Raw genomic sequence first — 17397 nt, 5'->3', positions numbered from 1 at the left:
TATGGTGCTCGGCTTTACTCGGTATCCAGTAGTTCCCCAGTGGCCTGGGCTAGGGTGGCACACCCTGTCAGCGCCATGGCGATCTCCAGTTCATCGCGCAGCAACCTGAGCACATGGGCCACGCCGGCGGCGCCCGCATTGGCCAGCCCCCAGAGTACGGGGCGGCCTATCAGAACCGCCGTCGCACCGAGGGCGATCGCCTTGAGCACGTCTGTGCCGCGCCGTATGCCCCCGTCGGCCAGCAAGGGGAGCTCATGGCCCGCGCCGCGCACGGCCCTGGCCACGCGGGCAAGGGCTGTTGCGGTTGCCGGAGCGGTGTCCAGCGTGCGCCCTCCATGGTTGGAGACGATGATGCCCGCCACTCCCAATCTCGCGGCCTGCAGCGCATCGGCCGGGTGGAGCACTCCCTTGAGCAGCAGCGGCAGCCGTGTCTGCTGCTGCAGCCAGGCGACGTCATCCCAGGTAGGTGCATGGTGCAAAAGGCCGTCGAACAGGGGGCTCTGGCCTGGTGCGAGTTGCATGGCTGCAAGTGGCGCCATCCCCTGAAGATTGACGGCAGACACTCCCGGCGGAAGACAAAAGCGCGCGCGGCGTTCACGGTCCCGCACACCGCTGGTGGGCGCGTCCACCGTCAGCACCAGCGCTTCGTAGCCTGCGGCCTCTGCGCGCTTGATCAGTTGCGTGGTGAAGCCACGGTCATGCTGCAGATAGAGTTGGAACCACAAAGGGCCATGGCCAGGCGTGAGCCGTGCTGCCTGTGCCACTGTCTCCAGCGGCAGGCTGGCCTGTGTGCTGAGCACCATGCCCGCCCCCAGCGCCGCTGCGGCATAGGCCGTTGCAAGCTCTGCGTCCGCATGGGCCATGCGCTGGAAGGCCATGGGTGCCACCAGCAGCGGGCAGGCCAGCTCCCTGCCCAGCAACTGAAGCCGGGTATGGCCGCCTGCAAGGGGGCGGAGCACGCGCGGCCACAGTGTGAGCGCGTCCCAGGCGCTGCGGTTGGCCGCAAGACTGCGCTCATCGGCCGCGCCGCCCGAGAAATAGGCCCAGGCGTTGTCGTCCATCCGCTGCCGCGCATGCGCCTCGTGGTCGGCCAGATTGATGATGCCGTCGGGAACGGCTTGCAGCGCGGGCACTTGACTCATGGCATTGGAATGTTGTCGGTGTGCAGCATCTCCGGCAAGAAGAGGAGATGGCAACCCGGAAAAAAGAAAAGCCGGCCCAGGGGCCGGCTTTCATCCGTCGTGGCGCAGGCCCGAGGATTACTTGACGTGCTTGCCGATCAGGCCAGCCATCTCGAACATCGAGACTTGGGGCTTGCCGAACACTTCCTTGAGCTTCGCGTCGGCGTTGATCATGCGCTTGTTGGCAGCGTCTTGCAGCTTGTTGGCCTTGATGTAGACCCACAGCTTGCTGATGATCTCGGTGCGGGGCAGGGGAGTGGAACCCACCACGGCAGCCAGAGCGGGGCTGGGGGTGAGGGGTTTCATGAAGGCGGCGTTGGGAGTGCGCTTCTTTGCGGGAGCTGCCGGAGCAGCCGTTGCCTTCTTTGCAGTTGCCATGTTGCTTGTTCCTAGTATGGAGTGGATTCTTTACCAGCGAAAAACCGTCGCTATCCACTGGCAGGCTGATGCTAATGGGAAAAAAACGCTCTTCCAAGCTTACCCGTCAAATTTTTGCCTCGATTTGTTGCTGTGGCGCTGTTTTTTGAGGAGTTTTTGCATTCTGGCTCGCTTTCGAGGGCCGCACTGGCAGGTTGGCCGTCGGCGGCGGCGTTTTCAGAAGGAGCTGGCACCGCTCGCGGAAGGGTGTTGTGCAAGGCGTTTTCTGCCCGGCCAGGTGGCCACGAGAATGCCCAGCAGGGCGATCGCAAAGGCCAGCGCCTGCATGGATGTGACCCGTTCGCCCAGTACGCACATGCCGACCACGGCAGCGCTGATCGGCAGCAGTACCGTAAAGGTGCCGGCCTGGGAGGCTGGCACGTTGCGCAAGCCTGTCATCCACAACCACACGGTCCACACGCAGGCGGCAAGAGCGTAGAACAGCAACAGACCCCAGATGCTCCATGCCACGCTGCCGAAGTCGAAGCGCCACGCCAGATACAGCCCGAAGGGCGTAGACAGCGCAAATCCCCAGAGATTGACGATGGATGTGATGCGCTTGGGCCCCAGGGACGTGGTCAGGCGCTTGCCGATGACGGCGTAGAACGCCTCGCAAAGCACGGCACCGACCAGCAGCATCTGCCCCAGCCACGCCTGCGGTGAGACTGATGCTGCCGAGGCGGCGGGGCGGGACAGTGCATACAGGCCGATGCCCGCCACGGCCAGCGCAATGGCCAGCCAGGTGCGCGCAGCCACGCGCTCGCGCAGAAACAGCCAGCTCATCAAGGCCACGGCAGCAGGGATGGCAGCCATGGTCACGCCGGCCGTGACGGCGCTTGTCAGGCTCACTCCAGTCACCATGCAGATGGTGAAGAGAAAGTTGCCGAACAGCGACTCAAGAAACAGCAGGCCCTGCGTGCGCCGAGACAGGGGTGCCTCGTCCGCCGGCTTGCGCAGCCAGCGCAGCATGGCGATGGCCCCGATGCCAAAGCGCAGCCAGGCCAGCAGCAGCACCGGAAAAATGGCCGCCAGAGGCTTGGAGAGGGCGACATAGCTGCCGACCAGGGACATGCTCAGCGCCAGGCAGGCATAGGCAGATCTGCGATGGGAGGTGTTCACGGCAAGTGCTGGTTTGAGAGGCGGGAGCGCCGCCTGAACGCGCGATGGTACCTGTGAGCGCGTCCGGTGTGCGTGACATGTGCCTGTCGCGGACGCTTGCCATGCTGTGGTGACTTTTCATGGCATGGAATTCATGTTTTGCATTGTGAAATATTGAAATGCTGCATTGCGCCAATTTTTCTCAATACGAGAAATGTGATTTCATATTGAAAAATATGAAAATAACTCGTTGATTTATATGATGAAAAATTTAGTCTTGTATAAGACACAAGATGTTGATGAGGTCTTCTATAAGACTTAAATTTGATCCCAAGGCCGACGCAAGAAGGCCGCTTGTTTCAACCACCTCCCAGGAGAGCAACATGCCCCAATCCCTGACCCAGCAACTGAGCCGTGAACAGCAGATTTCCGCCCTTGAGAAAGACTGGGCGCAGAACCCCCGTTGGAAAGGTGTCAAGCGCGGCTACAGCGCCGCCGACGTGGTGCGTTTGCGCGGCAGCCTGCAGCCCGAGTACACGCTGGCCCAGCGTGGCGCGGAACTGCTCTGGGACAGGATCAACGGCGGTGCCAAGAAGGGCTATGTGAATGCCTTTGGCGCCATCTCCGCAGGCCAGGCCATGCAACAGGCCAAGGCCGGCCTGGAAGCGGTGTACCTGTCTGGCTGGCAGGTGGCCGCCGATGGCAACACCAGCGAAACCATGTACCCCGACCAGTCGCTGTACGCCTATGACTCGGTGCCCACCATGGTGCGCCGCATCAACAACACCTTCAAGCGTGCCGACGAAATCCAGTGGGGCCGTGGCATCAACCCCGGCGACAAGGAGTTCATCGACTACTTCCTGCCTATCGTTGCCGATGCGGAAGCCGGTTTTGGCGGCGTGCTCAACGCGTTCGAACTGATGAAGAACATGATTGCCGCTGGCGCAGCAGGCGTGCACTTCGAGGACCAACTGGCTGCCGTGAAGAAGTGCGGCCACATGGGCGGCAAGGTTCTGGTGCCCACCCAGGAAGCCGTCGAAAAGCTGATCTCCGCCCGCTTTGCCGCTGACGTGATGGGCGTGCCTACCATCGTGCTGGCCCGCACCGATGCTGAAGCCGCCAACCTGATCACCTCCGATCACGACGCCAACGACAAGCCGTTCCTGACCGGCGAGCGCACACAGGAAGGCTTCTACCGTGTCCGCAATGGCATGGAGCAGTCCATCAGCCGCGGCGTGGCCTACGCGCCCTATGCCGACCTGGTGTGGTGCGAAACCGGCGTGCCCGACATCGGCTTTGCCCGCGAGTTCGCCCAGGCCGTGCATGCCGCCTGCCCAGGCAAGCTGCTGAGCTACAACTGCTCGCCTTCGTTCAACTGGAAGAAGAACCTCAACGACAGCCAGATCGCCTCCTTCCAGGAAGACCTGTCTGCGCTGGGCTACAAGTTCCAGTTCATCACGCTGGCCGGCATTCACATCAACTGGTTCAACACCTTCAAGTTTGCCCACGCCTACGCCAACGGCGAAGGCATGAAGCACTACGTGAACATGGTGCAAGAGCCCGAATTCGCAGCCCGCGAACAAGGCTACACCTTCGTGTCGCACCAGCAGGAAGTGGGCGCAGGTTACTTCGACGACGTGACCACAGTGATCCAGGGCGGCTCGTCCAGCGTGAAGGCGCTGACCGGCTCCACGGAAGAGGAGCAATTCCACTGAAGCGCGGCTTCGGTGAGTGCAACTTCAGGTAGATAGGGGTGAGAAAGCGTCCGGGGCCTTGTGCTTCGGGCGCTTTTTCTTTGCTGGGGTTAAAATGGCGGAAGTTTTCAATTGACAACAACTGACAAGGGCGAGAAAGGCATCATGGTTATGACACCGCGAACTACATCGGAGATGTACACCGGCCGCTAGCGGCTGGCGGTTCGCGCCTGCACGAGATTCACTCGACCCCAAGAAAGCGCGGACCTGGCTCCGCGCTTTTTGCTTTTGGGGGATGCGCGCCCCCTGAGAAATATTTTAGGAATCCCATGATCCACATTACGCTTCCCGATGGTTCGCAACGTGAGTACCCCGGCCCGGTCACCGTGGCCGAAGTGGCTGCATCCATAGGCACGGGCCTTGCCAAAGCGGCACTGGCCGGCAAGGTGGGGGCTGGCGAGGACGCCAAGGTGGTGGACACCAGCTTCGTCATCGACAAGGACATGCCCTTGTCCATCGTGACGGCCAAGGACGCCGATGGCCTGGAGGTGATCCGCCATTCCACGGCCCACTTGCTGGCCTATGCGGTCAAGGAACTGTTCCCGGAGGCCCAGGTCACCATCGGTCCCGTGATCGAGAACGGCTTCTACTACGACTTCTCGTACAAGCGCCCCTTCACGCCCGAGGACCTGGTCGCCATCGAAAAGCGCATGGCCGAACTGGCCGCCAAGGACGAGCCCGTGGTGCGCCGCGTGCTGCCGCGCGACGAGGCCGTTGCGTACTTCAAGGGCATCGGTGAGAACTACAAGGCCGAGATCATCGCCAGCATCCCCTCCAATGAGGATGTGAGCCTGTACCGCGAAGGCAGCTTCGAGGATCTGTGCCGCGGCCCGCACGTGCCCAGCACCGGCAAGCTCAAGTTCTTCAAGCTGATGAAGGTGGCTGGCGCCTACTGGCGTGGCGACCATCGCAACGAGATGCTGCAGCGCGTGTACGGCACGGCCTGGGCATCGAAGGACGACCTGCAGCAGTACCTGCACATGCTGGAGGAGGCTGAAAAGCGCGACCACCGCAAGCTGGGCCGCGAACTGGATCTGTTCCACATCGACGAGCATTCGCCGGGCACCGTGTTCTGGCACCCGAAGGGCTGGTCCCTTTGGCAAGAGGTCGAGCAGTACATGCGCCGCGTGTACCGCGACAACGGCTATCAGGAAGTCAAGGGTCCGCAGATCCTGGACAAGACCCTGTGGGAGAAGACGGGTCACTGGGACAAGTACCGCGAGAACATGTTCACGACCGAGTCGGAAAAGCGCGACTACGCGCTCAAGCCGATGAACTGCCCCGGCCACATCCTGATCTTCAAGCAGGGCATCAAGAGCTACCGCGACCTGCCGCTGCGCTACGGCGAATTCGGCCAGTGCCACCGCAACGAGCCCACGGGCGGCCTGCACGGCATCATGCGCGTGCGCGGCTTCACGCAGGATGACGGCCACGTCTTCTGTACCGAAGATCAGATCCAGCCCGAGGTGCTGGCCTTCACCACGCTGCTGCAAAAGGTCTACGCGGACTTCGGCTTCAGCGACATCATCTACAAGGTCGCCACGCGCCCCGAGGCGCGCATCGGCTCCGATGAAAGCTGGGACAAGGCAGAAGCTGCGCTGATCAACAGCCTGGAGGCTTCGGGCTGCGAGTACGTGATCTCGCCCGGCGATGGCGCGTTCTACGGCCCCAAGATCGAGTACACGCTCAAGGACGCCATCGGCCGCCAGTGGCAGTGCGGAACCATCCAGGTGGATTTCTCCATGCCCGAGCGCCTGGATGCGGAGTACGTGGGAGAGGATGGCGACCGCCATCGCCCCGTGATGCTGCACCGTGCCATCGTCGGCAGCCTGGAGCGTTTCATCGGCATTCTCATCGAGCAGCACGCTGGCGCCATGCCGACCTGGCTGGCTCCCGTGCAGGCCGCCGTGCTCAATATCACCGACGCGCAGGCGGACTATGTGCGGGAAGTCGCACAAAAGCTGCAAAAAGCATTTCCGAATCAAGGCCTTAGGGTGGCGACAGATCTGCGCAACGAAAAGATTACGTATAAAATACGGGAGCATTCGTTGCAAAAGCTGCCTTACATCCTTGTTGCTGGCGACAAGGAGAAGGCCGCTGGTGCAGTGGCAGTGCGCGCACGGGGCAACAAGGACCTCGGTGTGATGTCGGTCGATGCGTTCATTGAACTCGTGGCCAAGGACATCGCGGCGAAGGCCTGATGGAGCATCTCCAAAGGCGGTAGCCGCTTGCGTGTACTGCACACAAGCGGCTACGCTGTTGTAGCAACTTAAATCCAAGGGTGAGAACCATAGCTACTGAATTTCGTGATCGGCGCCACCGTGAAGAGCGCAAGCATCGTCTCAACCGTGAAATCATGGCGCCTGAAGTGCGTCTGTCCGGCCCGGAGAACGAGCCGCTGGGCATCGTGCCTCTGCAGGAAGCGCTGCGCATGGCGGGCGAGCTGGACGTGGACCTGGTGGAAATTGCCGCCACTGCCACTCCACCTGTCTGCCGGTTGATGGACTATGGCAAGTTCAAGTACCTTGAACAGAAGAAGGCTGCCGAAGCCAAGGCCAAGCAGACCGTCATCGAAATCAAGGAAGTGAAATTCCGCCCTGGTACCGACGACGGCGACTACAACATCAAGCTGCGCAACATCCGCCGTTTCCTGGCCGATGGTGACAAGTGCAAGATCACGCTGCGGTTCCGCGGCCGTGAAATCACGCACCAGCAGATTGGTCTGGACCTGCTGAACCGTCTGCGTGACGATCTGGCGGATTCCATCCAGGTGGAGCAGTTCCCCAAGCTGGAAGGCCGCCAGATGGTGATGATGATCGCCCCTGCGCGCAAGAAGCCCACAGCTGGCGGCAAGCCGGCAGAAGTTTCTGCTGCACCTGCGGTGGCTGATAAGGCATAATCGCGGTTTCGCCCTTCGTTGAGGGGCGACAGAATTTGCAGGCCGTGCGCGAGTTGATTGCGCGGGGCGTGCGATGCAAGGGACATGGTTTCCATGTCCCTTGTTCTTGCCGGCCTTCGGGCTGGCACAGAAGTGTCTCGGGGCCAGCAAGTGCGCGCAGTGTTGCGAGCCGCCTCACGAGCACAAACAACAGGAGCATTCAAATGCCCAAAATGAAGACCAAGAGCAGCGCGAAGAAGCGTTTTCGCGTTCGTCCCGGTGGCACCGTCAAGCGCGGTCAAGCCTTCAAGCGTCACATCTTGACCAAGAAGACCACCAAGAACAAGCGTCACCTGCGTGGTGCAGTGTCTGTGCATGAGACCAACATGGGCTCTATCGCACAAATGCTGCCGATGGCTGGCCTGTAATTCACTGACGAACAAGGAGAAAACACATGCCTCGCGTCAAACGTGGTGTAACGGCCCGCGCCCGTCACAAAAAAGTTCTGGCCCTTTCCAAGGGTTTCCGCGGCCGCCGCGGCAATGTCTTCCGCATCGCCAAGCAGGCGGTGATGAAGGCTGGGCAATATGCCTACCGTGACCGCCGTGCCAAGAAGCGCGTGTTCCGCCGTCTGTGGATCGCCCGTATCAACGCCGCTGCACGTGAACTGGGCCTGACCTACAGCCAGTTCGCCAACGGCCTGAAGAAGGCAGCCATCGAGATCGACCGCAAGATGCTGGCCGATATCGCGGTGCACGACAAGGCTGCTTTTAGCAGCATCGTTGATCAAGTCAAGGCCAAGCTGGCTGCTTGAGATAACGGTCTGCGGCCATCCTCGTGATGGTCTGCAGCGCAAACAGCAAGGGCTAGGGCTTGAAAAGGCTGCTAGCCCTTGTTTCTTTTCACAGTCGATAAAGAGTCGATATGAACGAGTTGGATTCTCTGGTCGAAAGCGCGCAGCAATTGTTCGCGCAGGCACAAACCCCCGCTGATCTGGAAAACGCCAAGGCGCAGTTTCTGGGCAAGTCGGGTAAGGTGACCGAGCTCATGAAGGGCATGGCGCAGCTTTCCGTCGAAGAGAAGAAGTCGCGCGGAGCCGCCATCAACGTGGCCAAGCAAGGCATCGAGGCCGCGCTGACCGCGCGCCGCAAGGCCCTGGCCGATGCCGAACTGCAGGCCCACCTGAAGGCCGAGGTGCTGGATGTGACCTTGCCGGGCCGCCGCCGTGGCCAGGGCGGCCTGCACCCCGTGTCGCTGACGCTGGAGCGCATCGAGGGCATCTTCGGCTCCATGGGCTTCGATGTGGCCGAGGGCCCCGAGATCGAGTCCGACTGGTTCAACTTCACGGCGCTGAACACGCCGGAAGACCATCCCGCCCGTTCCATGCACGACACCTTCTACGTGGAAGGCGGCACGGAGCAGGCTCCCAATCTGCTGCGCACGCACACCAGCCCGATGCAGGTGCGCCACGCTGTGCAGCACGTCAAGAAATACCGTGAGCGGCTCGACGCCGGCCAGGGCATGCCCGAGATCCGCGTGATCGCGCCGGGCCGCACCTACCGCGTGGACAGCGATGCCACGCACTCGCCCATGTTCCACCAGTGCGAAGGCCTGTGGATCGGCGAGAACGTCAGCTTCAAGGACCTGAAGGTGGTCTTCACCGACTTCTGCAAGACCTTCTTCGAGAGCGACGACCTGGTGCTGCGCTTTCGCCCCAGCTTCTTCCCCTTCACCGAGCCCAGCGCCGAGATCGACATCCAGTTCCAGAGCGGCCCGTTGGCCGGCCGCTGGCTGGAAGTGGCCGGCTCCGGCCAGGTGCACCCCAACGTGGTGCGCAACATGGGGCTGGACCCCGAAAAGTACATCGGCTTTGCCTTTGGCATGGGGCCTGACCGCCTAACCATGCTGCGCTATGGCGTCAACGATCTGCGACTGTTTTTTGACGGCGATATCCGCTTCCTGTCGCAATTCCGTTGATCCGGCTGCAAGCCTTCGCCAAAGAGTCCGCCAGCGCCACGGCGCGCGGACCGAACCAACGCCAAAGAGTCTGATATGCAATTTCCCGAATCCTGGCTGCGCGAGTTCTGCAATCCGCCGCTGACCACCCAAGAACTGGCCGACACCCTGACCATGGCCGGCCTGGAGGTGGAGGAGCTGGAGCCCGTGGCGCCGCCGTTCACCAAGATCGTCGTCGGTGAGATCAAGGCTGCCGAGCAGCATCCCAATGCCGATCGCCTGCGCGTGTGCCAGGTTGATGTGGGCGGACCCGAGCTGCTGACCATCGTCTGCGGCGCGCCCAACGCGCGCGTGGGCATCCGCGTGCCCTGCGCCACGGTGGGCGCCGAGCTGCCGCCCGGTGAAGATGGCAAGCCTTTCCTGATCAAGATCGGCAAGCTGCGCGGTGTGGAGAGCTTCGGCATGCTGTGCTCGGCACGCGAGCTCAAGCTGTCCGAGGACCATGGCGGCCTGATGGAGCTGCCGCTGGACGCGCCCCTGGGCCAGAACATCCGTGAGTACCTGAACCTGGATGACACGCTGCTCACGCTCAAGCTCACGCCCAATCTGGCGCATTGCCTGAGCGTCTACGGCGTGGCGCGCGAAGTGGCTGCGCTGACCGGCGCGCCGCTCAAGCCCCAGTCGTTTACGCCTGCCGCCGTGGGCGTGCAGGACAAGCTGGCCGTGAAGATCGAGGCGCCCGACCTGTGCGGCCGCTTCTCGGGCCGTGTGGTGCGCAATGTCAACACCCAGGCGAAGACGCCGCAGTGGATGGTCGATCGCCTGGCGCGCTGCGGCCAGCGCAGCGTGGCGCCGCTGGTGGACATCTCCAACTATGTGATGTTCGAGCTGGGCCGTCCTTCGCACATCTTCGACCTGGACAAGATCCACGGCGGCCTGCAGGTGCGCTGGGGCAAGGAAGGCGAGCAGCTCAAGCTGCTCAACGGCAACACCGTCACCGTGGATGGACAGGTGGGCGTGATCGCCGATGACCGCGAAGTCGAGTCGCTGGCCGGCATCATGGGCGGCGACGCCACGGCCGTGTCCGACGACACGCGCCACATCTACATCGAGGCCGCATTCTGGTGGCCCAAGTCGATTGCCGGCCGTTCGCGCCGCTACAACTTCTCCACCGATGCGGGCCACCGCTTCGAGCGGGGTGTCGATCCCGAACTGACGGTCGAGCACATCGAGCGCATCACCGAGCTGGTGCTGCAGATCTGCGGCACGCCCGAGACCGTCTGCGGCCCCATCGACGACCAGCAGGCCAACATGCCCCAGCCCAAGCCCGTCACGCTGCGCGTGGCGCGTGCGGCCAAGGTCATCGGCATGCCGCTCACGCAGCAGCAGTGCCACGATGCGCTGGCCGGCCTGGGCCTGCCGGTGGAGCAGGGCGACGGCGTGCTCACCGTCACGCCGCCCAGCTTCCGCTTCGACATCAACATCGAGGAAGACCTGATCGAGGAAGTGGCACGCATGGTGGGTTACGAGAACCTGCCCACGACCAAGCCGCTGGCGCCCATTGCGCCCAAGCTGCGCGCCGAAAACCGCCGCAGCCAGTTCGCCGTGCGCCGCGCGCTGGCCGATCTGGGCTACCAGGAAACCATCAACTTCAGCTTTGTGGAAGCCGCATGGGAGAAGGATCTGGCCGGCAACGCCAATCCCATCCAGCTGCTCAACCCCATCGCAAGCCAGCTCAGCGTGATGCGCTCCAGCCTCATCGGCTCGCTCATGCAGGTGCTCAAGTTCAATGCCGACCGCAAGGCCGAGCGCGTGCGCGTGTTCGAGCTGGGCCGTGTCTTCCTCAAGGATGACAGCGTTGTTGACAGCGACACCACGGTCAAGGGCTTCTACCAGCCCATGCGCGTGGCGGGCCTGGCCTGGGGTGCTGGAGAGCAGCTGCAATGGGGCCGTGCCGAAACCAAGGTGGACTTCTACGACGTCAAGGGCGATGTCGAGGCGCTGCTGGCGCCGCGCAAGCCCGTGTTCGAGCCGGCCGAGCATCCGGCCATGCACCCGGGCCGCTGCGCGCGCGTGCTGCTCGATGGTCAGTCCATCGGCTTCATCGGCGAGCTGCATCCCCAGTGGCGCCAGCAATGGGATCTGGCACAGGCGCCTGTGCTGTTCGAGCTGGAGCTCGATGCCGTGCTGGCGCGCGAGGTGCCGGTGTTCAAGCCCGTGGCCAAGCACCAGGCCGTGGAGCGCGACATTGCCGTGGTCGTGAACGAAAAGGCCACGCATGCCCAGCTGATGCAGGCGGTGGAAGCTGCCCAGACAGGCGGCCTGCTGCGCTCTGCCGTTCTGTTCGATGTATTCCGCCCCAAGGCGCTCAAGGCCGGCGAGACAGCGGCACCGGGCGCGCTGGCGCAGGACGAAAAGAGCCTGGCCGTGCGCCTGACGCTGGGCAATGACGACAGCTCGCTGACCGACGTGCAGATCGAACAGGCCGTGCAGGCCGTGCTCGAGCAACTGCAGCAACGCCTGGGCGCGCGCCTGCGCGCCTGATGGATGGCCCATGCCGTGAAAGGAGATCCCGTGATGGAACTGACGGTGGAAAGTCTTGATTCGCCCGCGCTGACCAAGGCGCAGCTGGCGGACCTGCTGTTCGACGAGATCGGCCTGAACAAGCGCGAATCCAAGGAAATGGTGGATGCGTTCTTCGAGCTGATCTCGCAAAGCCTGGTGACGGGCGAGGATGTGAAGCTGTCGGGCTTCGGCAACTTCCAGATCCGCACCAAGGCACCGCGTCCGGGGCGCAACCCGCGCACGGGCGAGGCCATTCCGATCGAGGCGCGCCGCGTCGTGACCTTCCATGCGAGCAGCAAGCTCAAGGAGCAGATCCAGGAAGGCACGACGGGCTCCGCGTCCTGAAGGGTCGTCCCCGGGGCCCGGCTTGCCGTGGCCCAGCTGTCGTCAGCCTGTCTGCCTTGCGGTGGATGGGCTGTTTTTACGACAGGGTGCTGGCCTGCAAGCGAGCTGTGCAGTAGGCTCGGCCTTCTTCCCGGATCGGCGTCCGCGCACCAGCGGCATTGCACATCCTGACCTCATCCACATTTGCCATGGCTTCACTTCTGCCCCAGATTCCCGCCAAGCGCTACTTCACCATCGGTGAGGTCGCGGATCTGTGCGACGTCAAGCCGCATGTGCTGCGCTATTGGGAGCAGGAGTTCACGCAGCTGCGTCCCATGAAGCGGCGCGGCAACCGCCGCTACTACCAGCACCACGAAGTGCTGATGATCCGGCGCATCCGTGAGCTGCTGTACGAACAGGGCTTCACCATCAACGGCGCGCGCAACCGCCTGCGCGAAGCCTCGGGGTCTGCCGTGGTTCCCGCGCTGCAGGCAGGTGTCGTGGTGTCGGCGCCGGCTGCCGCGCCGCTGCTCGGTGGCGATGCCGCGGCCAGCGTTCCGCTGGAGCCGGAGGCCGTGCGCGAGGAGCTTTTGCAGATTCGTGCGCTGCTTTCTATTTGAGAGCAAAAAGCTGTATATAATTGAATTCTTCGGCGTGTAGCGCAGCCTGGTAGCGCACTTGCATGGGGTGCAAGGGGTCGCGAGTTCGAATCCCGCCACGCCGACCATAAATGAATACGGACCACAGCTTCTGGCTGTGGTCCGTTTTTCTTTGTGCCATCGCCAACCGCTGAAGGGGAGCGGCAGTTGCGCAGGAATCAACCCTGAGCGCAGGTTGCAAGCAGCCATTGCCGGAAGGCTGCCAGCGCCGGCAGTGTCGCGTTCCTCTCGGGATAGACCAGGTAGTAGCTGCGCTGGCTGGGGATGGCGTCTCCCACCACGTGCAGCTCACCGCGCGCCATCTCCTCTTCCACCAGTACCCGTGGCACCAGGCCCACGCCCATGCCTGCCAGCACGGCCTGTATCAGGTGCGAGGTCAGCTCGAAGCTCGGCCCTATCCGCATCTGCCGGTGATCGAGCCGATAGTGCGTGAACCACTCGCTCCAGGCCTGCCGGTTGCTGGCCACCGTGAGCAGCACCTGCTGGCCCGCCCAATCCGGCGAGGCTGCTGCCTGCCCGGCCTGCTGCAGCGCCTGCGGGCTGGCCACCGCCACCAGAAACTCGTGGTACAGGCGATGCGCGGTCAGCCCGGGCCAGTCTCCCGTGCCCACGGTGATGGCGGCGTCTATCTCTGCGCTGTCGAAATCGATATCGCCGATGCGCGAGTGGATGTGCATCGTCACCCCGGGCTGCGCCTGGTAGAAGCCATGCAGGTGCGGCAGCAGCCATTTGGAGCCGAAGGTGGGCAGGGTGGCCAGGTTGAGCGTGCCGCCGCCGGACTGGCGTGACATGGCCTGCAGGGTGGCGCTGCGTATGCGGCCCAGCGCGGCGCCCAGGTCGATGAAGTAGCGGCGCCCCACGTCGGTCAGGCGCACCGTGCGGCCCTCGCGGCGGAACAGGCTGATGCCCAGCTGCGCCTCCAGTGTCTGCACCTGCCGGCTGATGGCGCTCTGGCTGAGCGACAGCTCCTCGGCCGCACGCGCATAGCTTTCGTGGCGCGCGGCTGCCTCGAAGACCAGCAGCAGGGACATGGAGGGCGTCAGGCGTCGGTAATTCATGAGTTTTATGCAGTGTTTACGGCAGCAATTTTCGTTTGTTCCAGAGGAAGAGTGTAGAGATACTTGCGGCCATGGTCGGCCTGAAATCGTGTATTGCATGCATGGGTTTCCTGGGCTGATCGCCTGCAACAAAACTCCCCACCTTGCCCTCCATGTCGATTGCCCCACTGCCCCACGCCGGCGCCCCCGTGCCTGCCGAATACCTTGAGTTTCTTGAAGCGCTGAAGGCCGCCGGCTTCGAGGGCGACGTGGACACGGACCATGCCAGCCGCACCGTGCTGGCCACGGACAACTCCATCTACCAGCGCATGCCGCAGGCGGCCATCTACCCGCGTCACGCCGAGGATGTGGCCAGGGCGGCGCAGGTGCTGGCGCGGCCTGAGTTCCGCGATGTGGTGCTGACACCGCGCGGCGGCGGCACCGGAACGAATGGCCAGTCGCTCACGCATGGCGTGACCATGGACTTGTCGCGGCACATGAACGGCATCCTCGAAATCAATGCCGAGCAGCGCTGGGTGCGCGTGCAGGCAGGCGTGGTCAAGGACCAGCTCAACGCCGCGCTCAGGCCGCACGGGCTGTTCTTTGCCCCCGAGCTGTCCACCTCCAACCGCGCCACCATCGGCGGCATGATCAACACCGATGCCAGCGGGCAGGGCAGCTGCACCTATGGCAAGACGCGCGACCACGTGCTGGCGCTGGACTTCGTGCTGCTCGGCGGCGAGCGCCTGCACAGCGCACCGCTGGATGCCGAGGCGCTGGAGCGCATGTGCGCCGATTCGGGGCGCATCGGCAAGGTGCACCGCACTGCGCGGCGCATCAGCGAGGACCAGGCGGAGTTGATCGAGGCGCGGTTTCCCAAGCTCAACCGCTGCCTCACCGGCTATGACCTGGCCCATCTGCGCGAAGGCGACGGGCGCTTCAACCTCAACAGCGTGCTGTGCGGCGCCGAAGGCTCGCTGGGCTTCGTGGTGGAGGCGAAGCTCAACGTGCTGCCCATTCCCCGCTATTCGGTGCTGGTCAACGTGCGCTATGCGGGCTTCATGGATGCGCTGCGCGATGCGCGCGCGCTGATGGCGCACCGGCCGCTGTCCATTGAGACGGTGGATTCCAAGGTGCTGTTGCTGGCCATGAAGGACTTCGTCTGGAGCAGCGTGGCCGAGTACTTCCCGCAGGACGGCCAGCGCCCCACGCTGGGCATCAACCTGGTGGAGTTCAGCGGCGACGATCCGCAGGAGGTCGATGGCCGCGTGCAGGCCTTCCTCGGCCACCTGGGCGCCGACGCCTCGGTGGAGCGGCTGGGCCACACGCTGGCGGCAGGCAATGCGGCGGTGCAACGCGTCTATGCCATGCGCAAGCGCGCCGTCGGCCTGCTGGGCAACGTGGCGGGCGAGGCGCGGCCCCAGCCCTTTGTCGAAGACACGGCCGTGCCGCCCGAGAACCTGCCCGAGTTCATTGCCGAGTTCCGCGCGCTGCTGGACAGCCACGGCCTGCAGTACGGCATGTTCGGCCACGTCGATGCCGGCGTGCTGCATGTGCGCCCCATCCTGGACATGAAGAACCCCGTGGACGCCGCCCTGGTGCGCCCCATCTCCGACGCGGTGGCCGAACTCACGCAGCGCCATGGCGGCCTGCTGTGGGGCGAGCACGGCAAGGGCCTGCGCTCCGAATATGTGCCGGCCTTCTTCGGCGAGCTGTATCCCTCGCTGCAGCAGCTCAAGGCCGCCTTCGACCCGCACAACCAGCTCAACCCCGGCAAGATCGCCACGCCGCCGGCCAGCAAGACCTTGCTGCTCAAGGTGGACGGCGTCACCACGCGCGGCGAGCTGGACCGGCAGATCGACGAGCGCGTATGGCAAAGCTATGGTGCGGCCATGCACTGCAACGGCAACGGCGCCTGCTACAACTTCGACCCGGACGACGCCATGTGCCCGTCCTGGAAGGCCACGCGCCAGCGCGTGCATTCGCCCAAGGGCCGGGCCTCGCTGATGCGCGAATGGCTGCGCCTGCAGGGGCAGGCCGGCGTGAACGTGCTGGAGGTCGCGCAGCGGCCCCAATCCCTCCTGTCCAGCCTGGCCGCGCGCTGGCGCAACAGCCGCGCGGCGCGCCGCGGCGAGGCCGATTTCTCGCACGAGGTCTATGACGCCATGGCCGGCTGCCTGGCCTGCAAGTCCTGCGCCGGGCAGTGTCCCGTCAAGGTCAACGTGCCCGAATTCCGCTCGCGCTTTCTGGAGCTCTACCACCGCCGCTACCTGCGGCCCGTGCGCGACTACCTGATCGGCTCGCTGGAGTTCACCATGCCGTGGCTGGCGCGCATGCCCGCGCTCTACAACGGGGTGATGGGCTCGCCATGGATGCGCGATGTGCTCAGCCGTCGCATCGGCATGGTCGATGGCCCGCTGCTGAGCCGGCTGGACCTGGCAGCCACCTTGCGGCAATGGAAGGTGCGCGCGGCCGATGCGCAGGCGCTGGCTGCGCTCACGCCCGAACAGCGCGCGCGCAGCGTGGTCATCGTGCAGGACAGCTTTACCCGCTACTTCGAGACCGGCCAGCTGCAGGTGCTGATCGAGCTGGCGGCGCGCCTGGGATTCCAGGTCTGGCTGGCACCGCTGCTGCCCAATGGCAAGCCGCTGCATGTGCAGGGATTCATGGGCGCCTTTGCCAAGGCGGCCATCCGCAATGCCGCGCAGCTGGCGCAACTGGCGCAGTCCGGCGTTGCGCTGGTGGGGCTGGATCCGGCCATGACGCTGGCCTATCGGCAGGAATACCTCAAGGTGCCGGGCATGGGCGAGGTGCCGAAGGTCGCGCTGCCCCAGGAGTGGCTGCTGCAGGTGCTGCCCGAGGCAGTGACCAGCGTGGCCAGCGTGGCCTACCGGCTGCTGCCGCACTGCACTGAAAAGACCAACGCGCCCGACAGCGGCAAGCAGTGGACGCAGCTTTTCGAGCGACGGGGGCTGCGCCTGAGCGTGGAGGCCACGGGCTGCTGCGGCATGTCGGGCACCTACGGGCATGAGGCGCGCAACCTCGAGACCTCCAAGACCATCTATGCCCAGTCATGGGCGAAACAGATCGAGAGCAAGCAGAACCTGGGCGAGCCGCTGGCCACCGGCTACTCCTGCCGCAGCCAGGTCAAGCGACTGTCTGCACGGCAGCTGCGCCATCCGTTGGAGGCCTTGCTGGACCACGTGCGCGCCACGCATCAGGGGTGAGAAGATGCGGGGGCTGATCGTCGCCATTTCAGGAATTTGCAGACATTTTTGAAAAATCTCTGCGTTTTCCCTGAAGGCCTGTTTTTAGTCCCTATAATTCAATGCTTCGGCGTGTAGCGCAGCCTGGTAGCGCACTTGCATGGGGTGCAAGGGGTCGCGAGTTCGAATCCCGCCACGCCGACCAAAACGCAAAGCTCCTGACGGAAACGTCAGGAGCTTTTTGCTTTGTACGTTCGTTTTTTTTGCGCGTTCGATTTCGCATGCGATGGCGCCTTGCTGCGAAGAGAAAGTGCAGCTTCGC

General features: G+C 63.8%; 14 protein-coding genes and 2 tRNA genes. 12 read left to right on the top strand and 4 right to left on the bottom strand.

Annotated features, from left to right (window positions below):
- Positions 1-14 precede the first annotated feature (14 nt).
- From DA1_RS11675 to DA1_RS11665, 3 genes are all read right to left on the bottom strand, one after another.
- Positions 15-1142 (bottom strand): alpha-hydroxy acid oxidase, encoded by a 1128-nt coding sequence (locus DA1_RS11675; protein WP_034395361.1) that lies wholly within the window; start codon positions 1140-1142, stop codon positions 15-17.
- A 117-nt stretch (positions 1143-1259) separates the two neighbouring features.
- Entirely contained in the window at positions 1260-1559 is a 300-nt protein-coding gene (locus DA1_RS11670; RefSeq protein ID WP_012206418.1) for an SWIB/MDM2 domain-containing protein, read from the bottom strand.
- A 216-nt stretch (positions 1560-1775) separates the two neighbouring features.
- The gene (locus DA1_RS11665; protein WP_034395364.1) at positions 1776-2717 is read right to left on the bottom strand and encodes a DMT family transporter; all 942 of its coding nucleotides are present in this window, start codon (positions 2715-2717) and stop codon (positions 1776-1778) included.
- Positions 2718-3079: 362 nt separating this feature from the next.
- On the opposite strand from DA1_RS11665, the gene aceA reads away from it, so the two are divergent.
- The 10 genes from aceA (at position 3080) to DA1_RS11615 (ending at position 12900) form a co-directional block, all read left to right on the top strand.
- Entirely contained in the window at positions 3080-4411 is a 1332-nt protein-coding gene (gene aceA, locus DA1_RS11660; protein ID WP_013801675.1) for an isocitrate lyase, read from the top strand.
- 308 nt (positions 4412-4719) lie between these two features.
- Complete coding sequence (thrS, locus tag DA1_RS11655) at positions 4720-6651, top strand: threonine--tRNA ligase (protein ID WP_034395367.1); 1932 nt, start codon at positions 4720-4722, stop codon at positions 6649-6651.
- Positions 6652-6731: 80 nt separating this feature from the next.
- Complete coding sequence (gene infC / locus DA1_RS11650; RefSeq protein WP_012206414.1) at positions 6732-7349, top strand: translation initiation factor IF-3; 618 nt, start codon at positions 6732-6734, stop codon at positions 7347-7349.
- Positions 7350-7552: 203 nt separating this feature from the next.
- The gene (gene rpmI, locus DA1_RS11645) at positions 7553-7756 is read left to right on the top strand and encodes a 50S ribosomal protein L35 (RefSeq protein ID WP_012206413.1); all 204 of its coding nucleotides are present in this window, start codon (positions 7553-7555) and stop codon (positions 7754-7756) included.
- 26 nt (positions 7757-7782) lie between these two features.
- Positions 7783-8142, top strand: a complete 360-nt coding sequence (gene rplT / locus DA1_RS11640) for a 50S ribosomal protein L20 (protein ID WP_012206412.1) — start codon at positions 7783-7785, stop codon at positions 8140-8142.
- Positions 8143-8252: 110 nt separating this feature from the next.
- Positions 8253-9305: a phenylalanine--tRNA ligase subunit alpha gene (gene pheS, locus DA1_RS11635; RefSeq protein WP_012206411.1), complete on the top strand. Its 1053-nt coding sequence runs from the start codon at positions 8253-8255 to the stop codon at positions 9303-9305.
- Positions 9306-9380: 75 nt separating this feature from the next.
- Positions 9381-11828 carry a phenylalanine--tRNA ligase subunit beta gene (pheT, locus tag DA1_RS11630; RefSeq protein WP_034395370.1) on the top strand — a complete coding sequence of 816 codons (2448 nt, stop codon included), beginning with the start codon at positions 9381-9383 and terminating at the stop codon, positions 11826-11828.
- A gap of 33 nt (positions 11829-11861) precedes the next feature.
- The gene (locus DA1_RS11625; protein ID WP_012206409.1) at positions 11862-12194 is read left to right on the top strand and encodes an integration host factor subunit alpha; all 333 of its coding nucleotides are present in this window, start codon (positions 11862-11864) and stop codon (positions 12192-12194) included.
- Between the two features lie 188 nt (positions 12195-12382).
- Entirely contained in the window at positions 12383-12793 is a 411-nt protein-coding gene (locus DA1_RS11620) for a MerR family transcriptional regulator (protein ID WP_013801679.1), read from the top strand.
- Between the two features lie 30 nt (positions 12794-12823).
- Positions 12824-12900 (top strand) — tRNA-Pro (locus DA1_RS11615).
- A 90-nt stretch (positions 12901-12990) separates the two neighbouring features.
- Here DA1_RS11615 and DA1_RS11610 read toward each other — a convergent pair.
- The gene (locus DA1_RS11610; RefSeq protein ID WP_071956347.1) at positions 12991-13989 is read right to left on the bottom strand and encodes a LysR substrate-binding domain-containing protein; all 999 of its coding nucleotides are present in this window, start codon (positions 13987-13989) and stop codon (positions 12991-12993) included.
- 53 nt (positions 13990-14042) lie between these two features.
- Here DA1_RS11610 and ydiJ point away from each other — a divergent pair, with 53 nt between their 5' ends.
- Together ydiJ and DA1_RS11600 are read left to right on the top strand one after the other, a co-directional pair.
- Complete coding sequence (gene ydiJ / locus DA1_RS11605) at positions 14043-17096, top strand: D-2-hydroxyglutarate dehydrogenase YdiJ (protein WP_034395375.1); 3054 nt, start codon at positions 14043-14045, stop codon at positions 17094-17096.
- A 107-nt stretch (positions 17097-17203) separates the two neighbouring features.
- A tRNA-Pro gene (locus tag DA1_RS11600) sits at positions 17204-17280 on the top strand.
- Positions 17281-17397: the final 117 nt, after the last annotated feature.

Origin of the sequence: Delftia acidovorans NBRC 14950 (assembly GCF_001598795.1) — a bacterium.
Lineage (GTDB): Bacteria > Pseudomonadota > Gammaproteobacteria > Burkholderiales > Burkholderiaceae_C > Comamonas > Comamonas acidovorans.
Note: the sequence above shows the minus strand (reverse complement) of the source record. Positions and strands in the feature narration are given on the sequence as shown.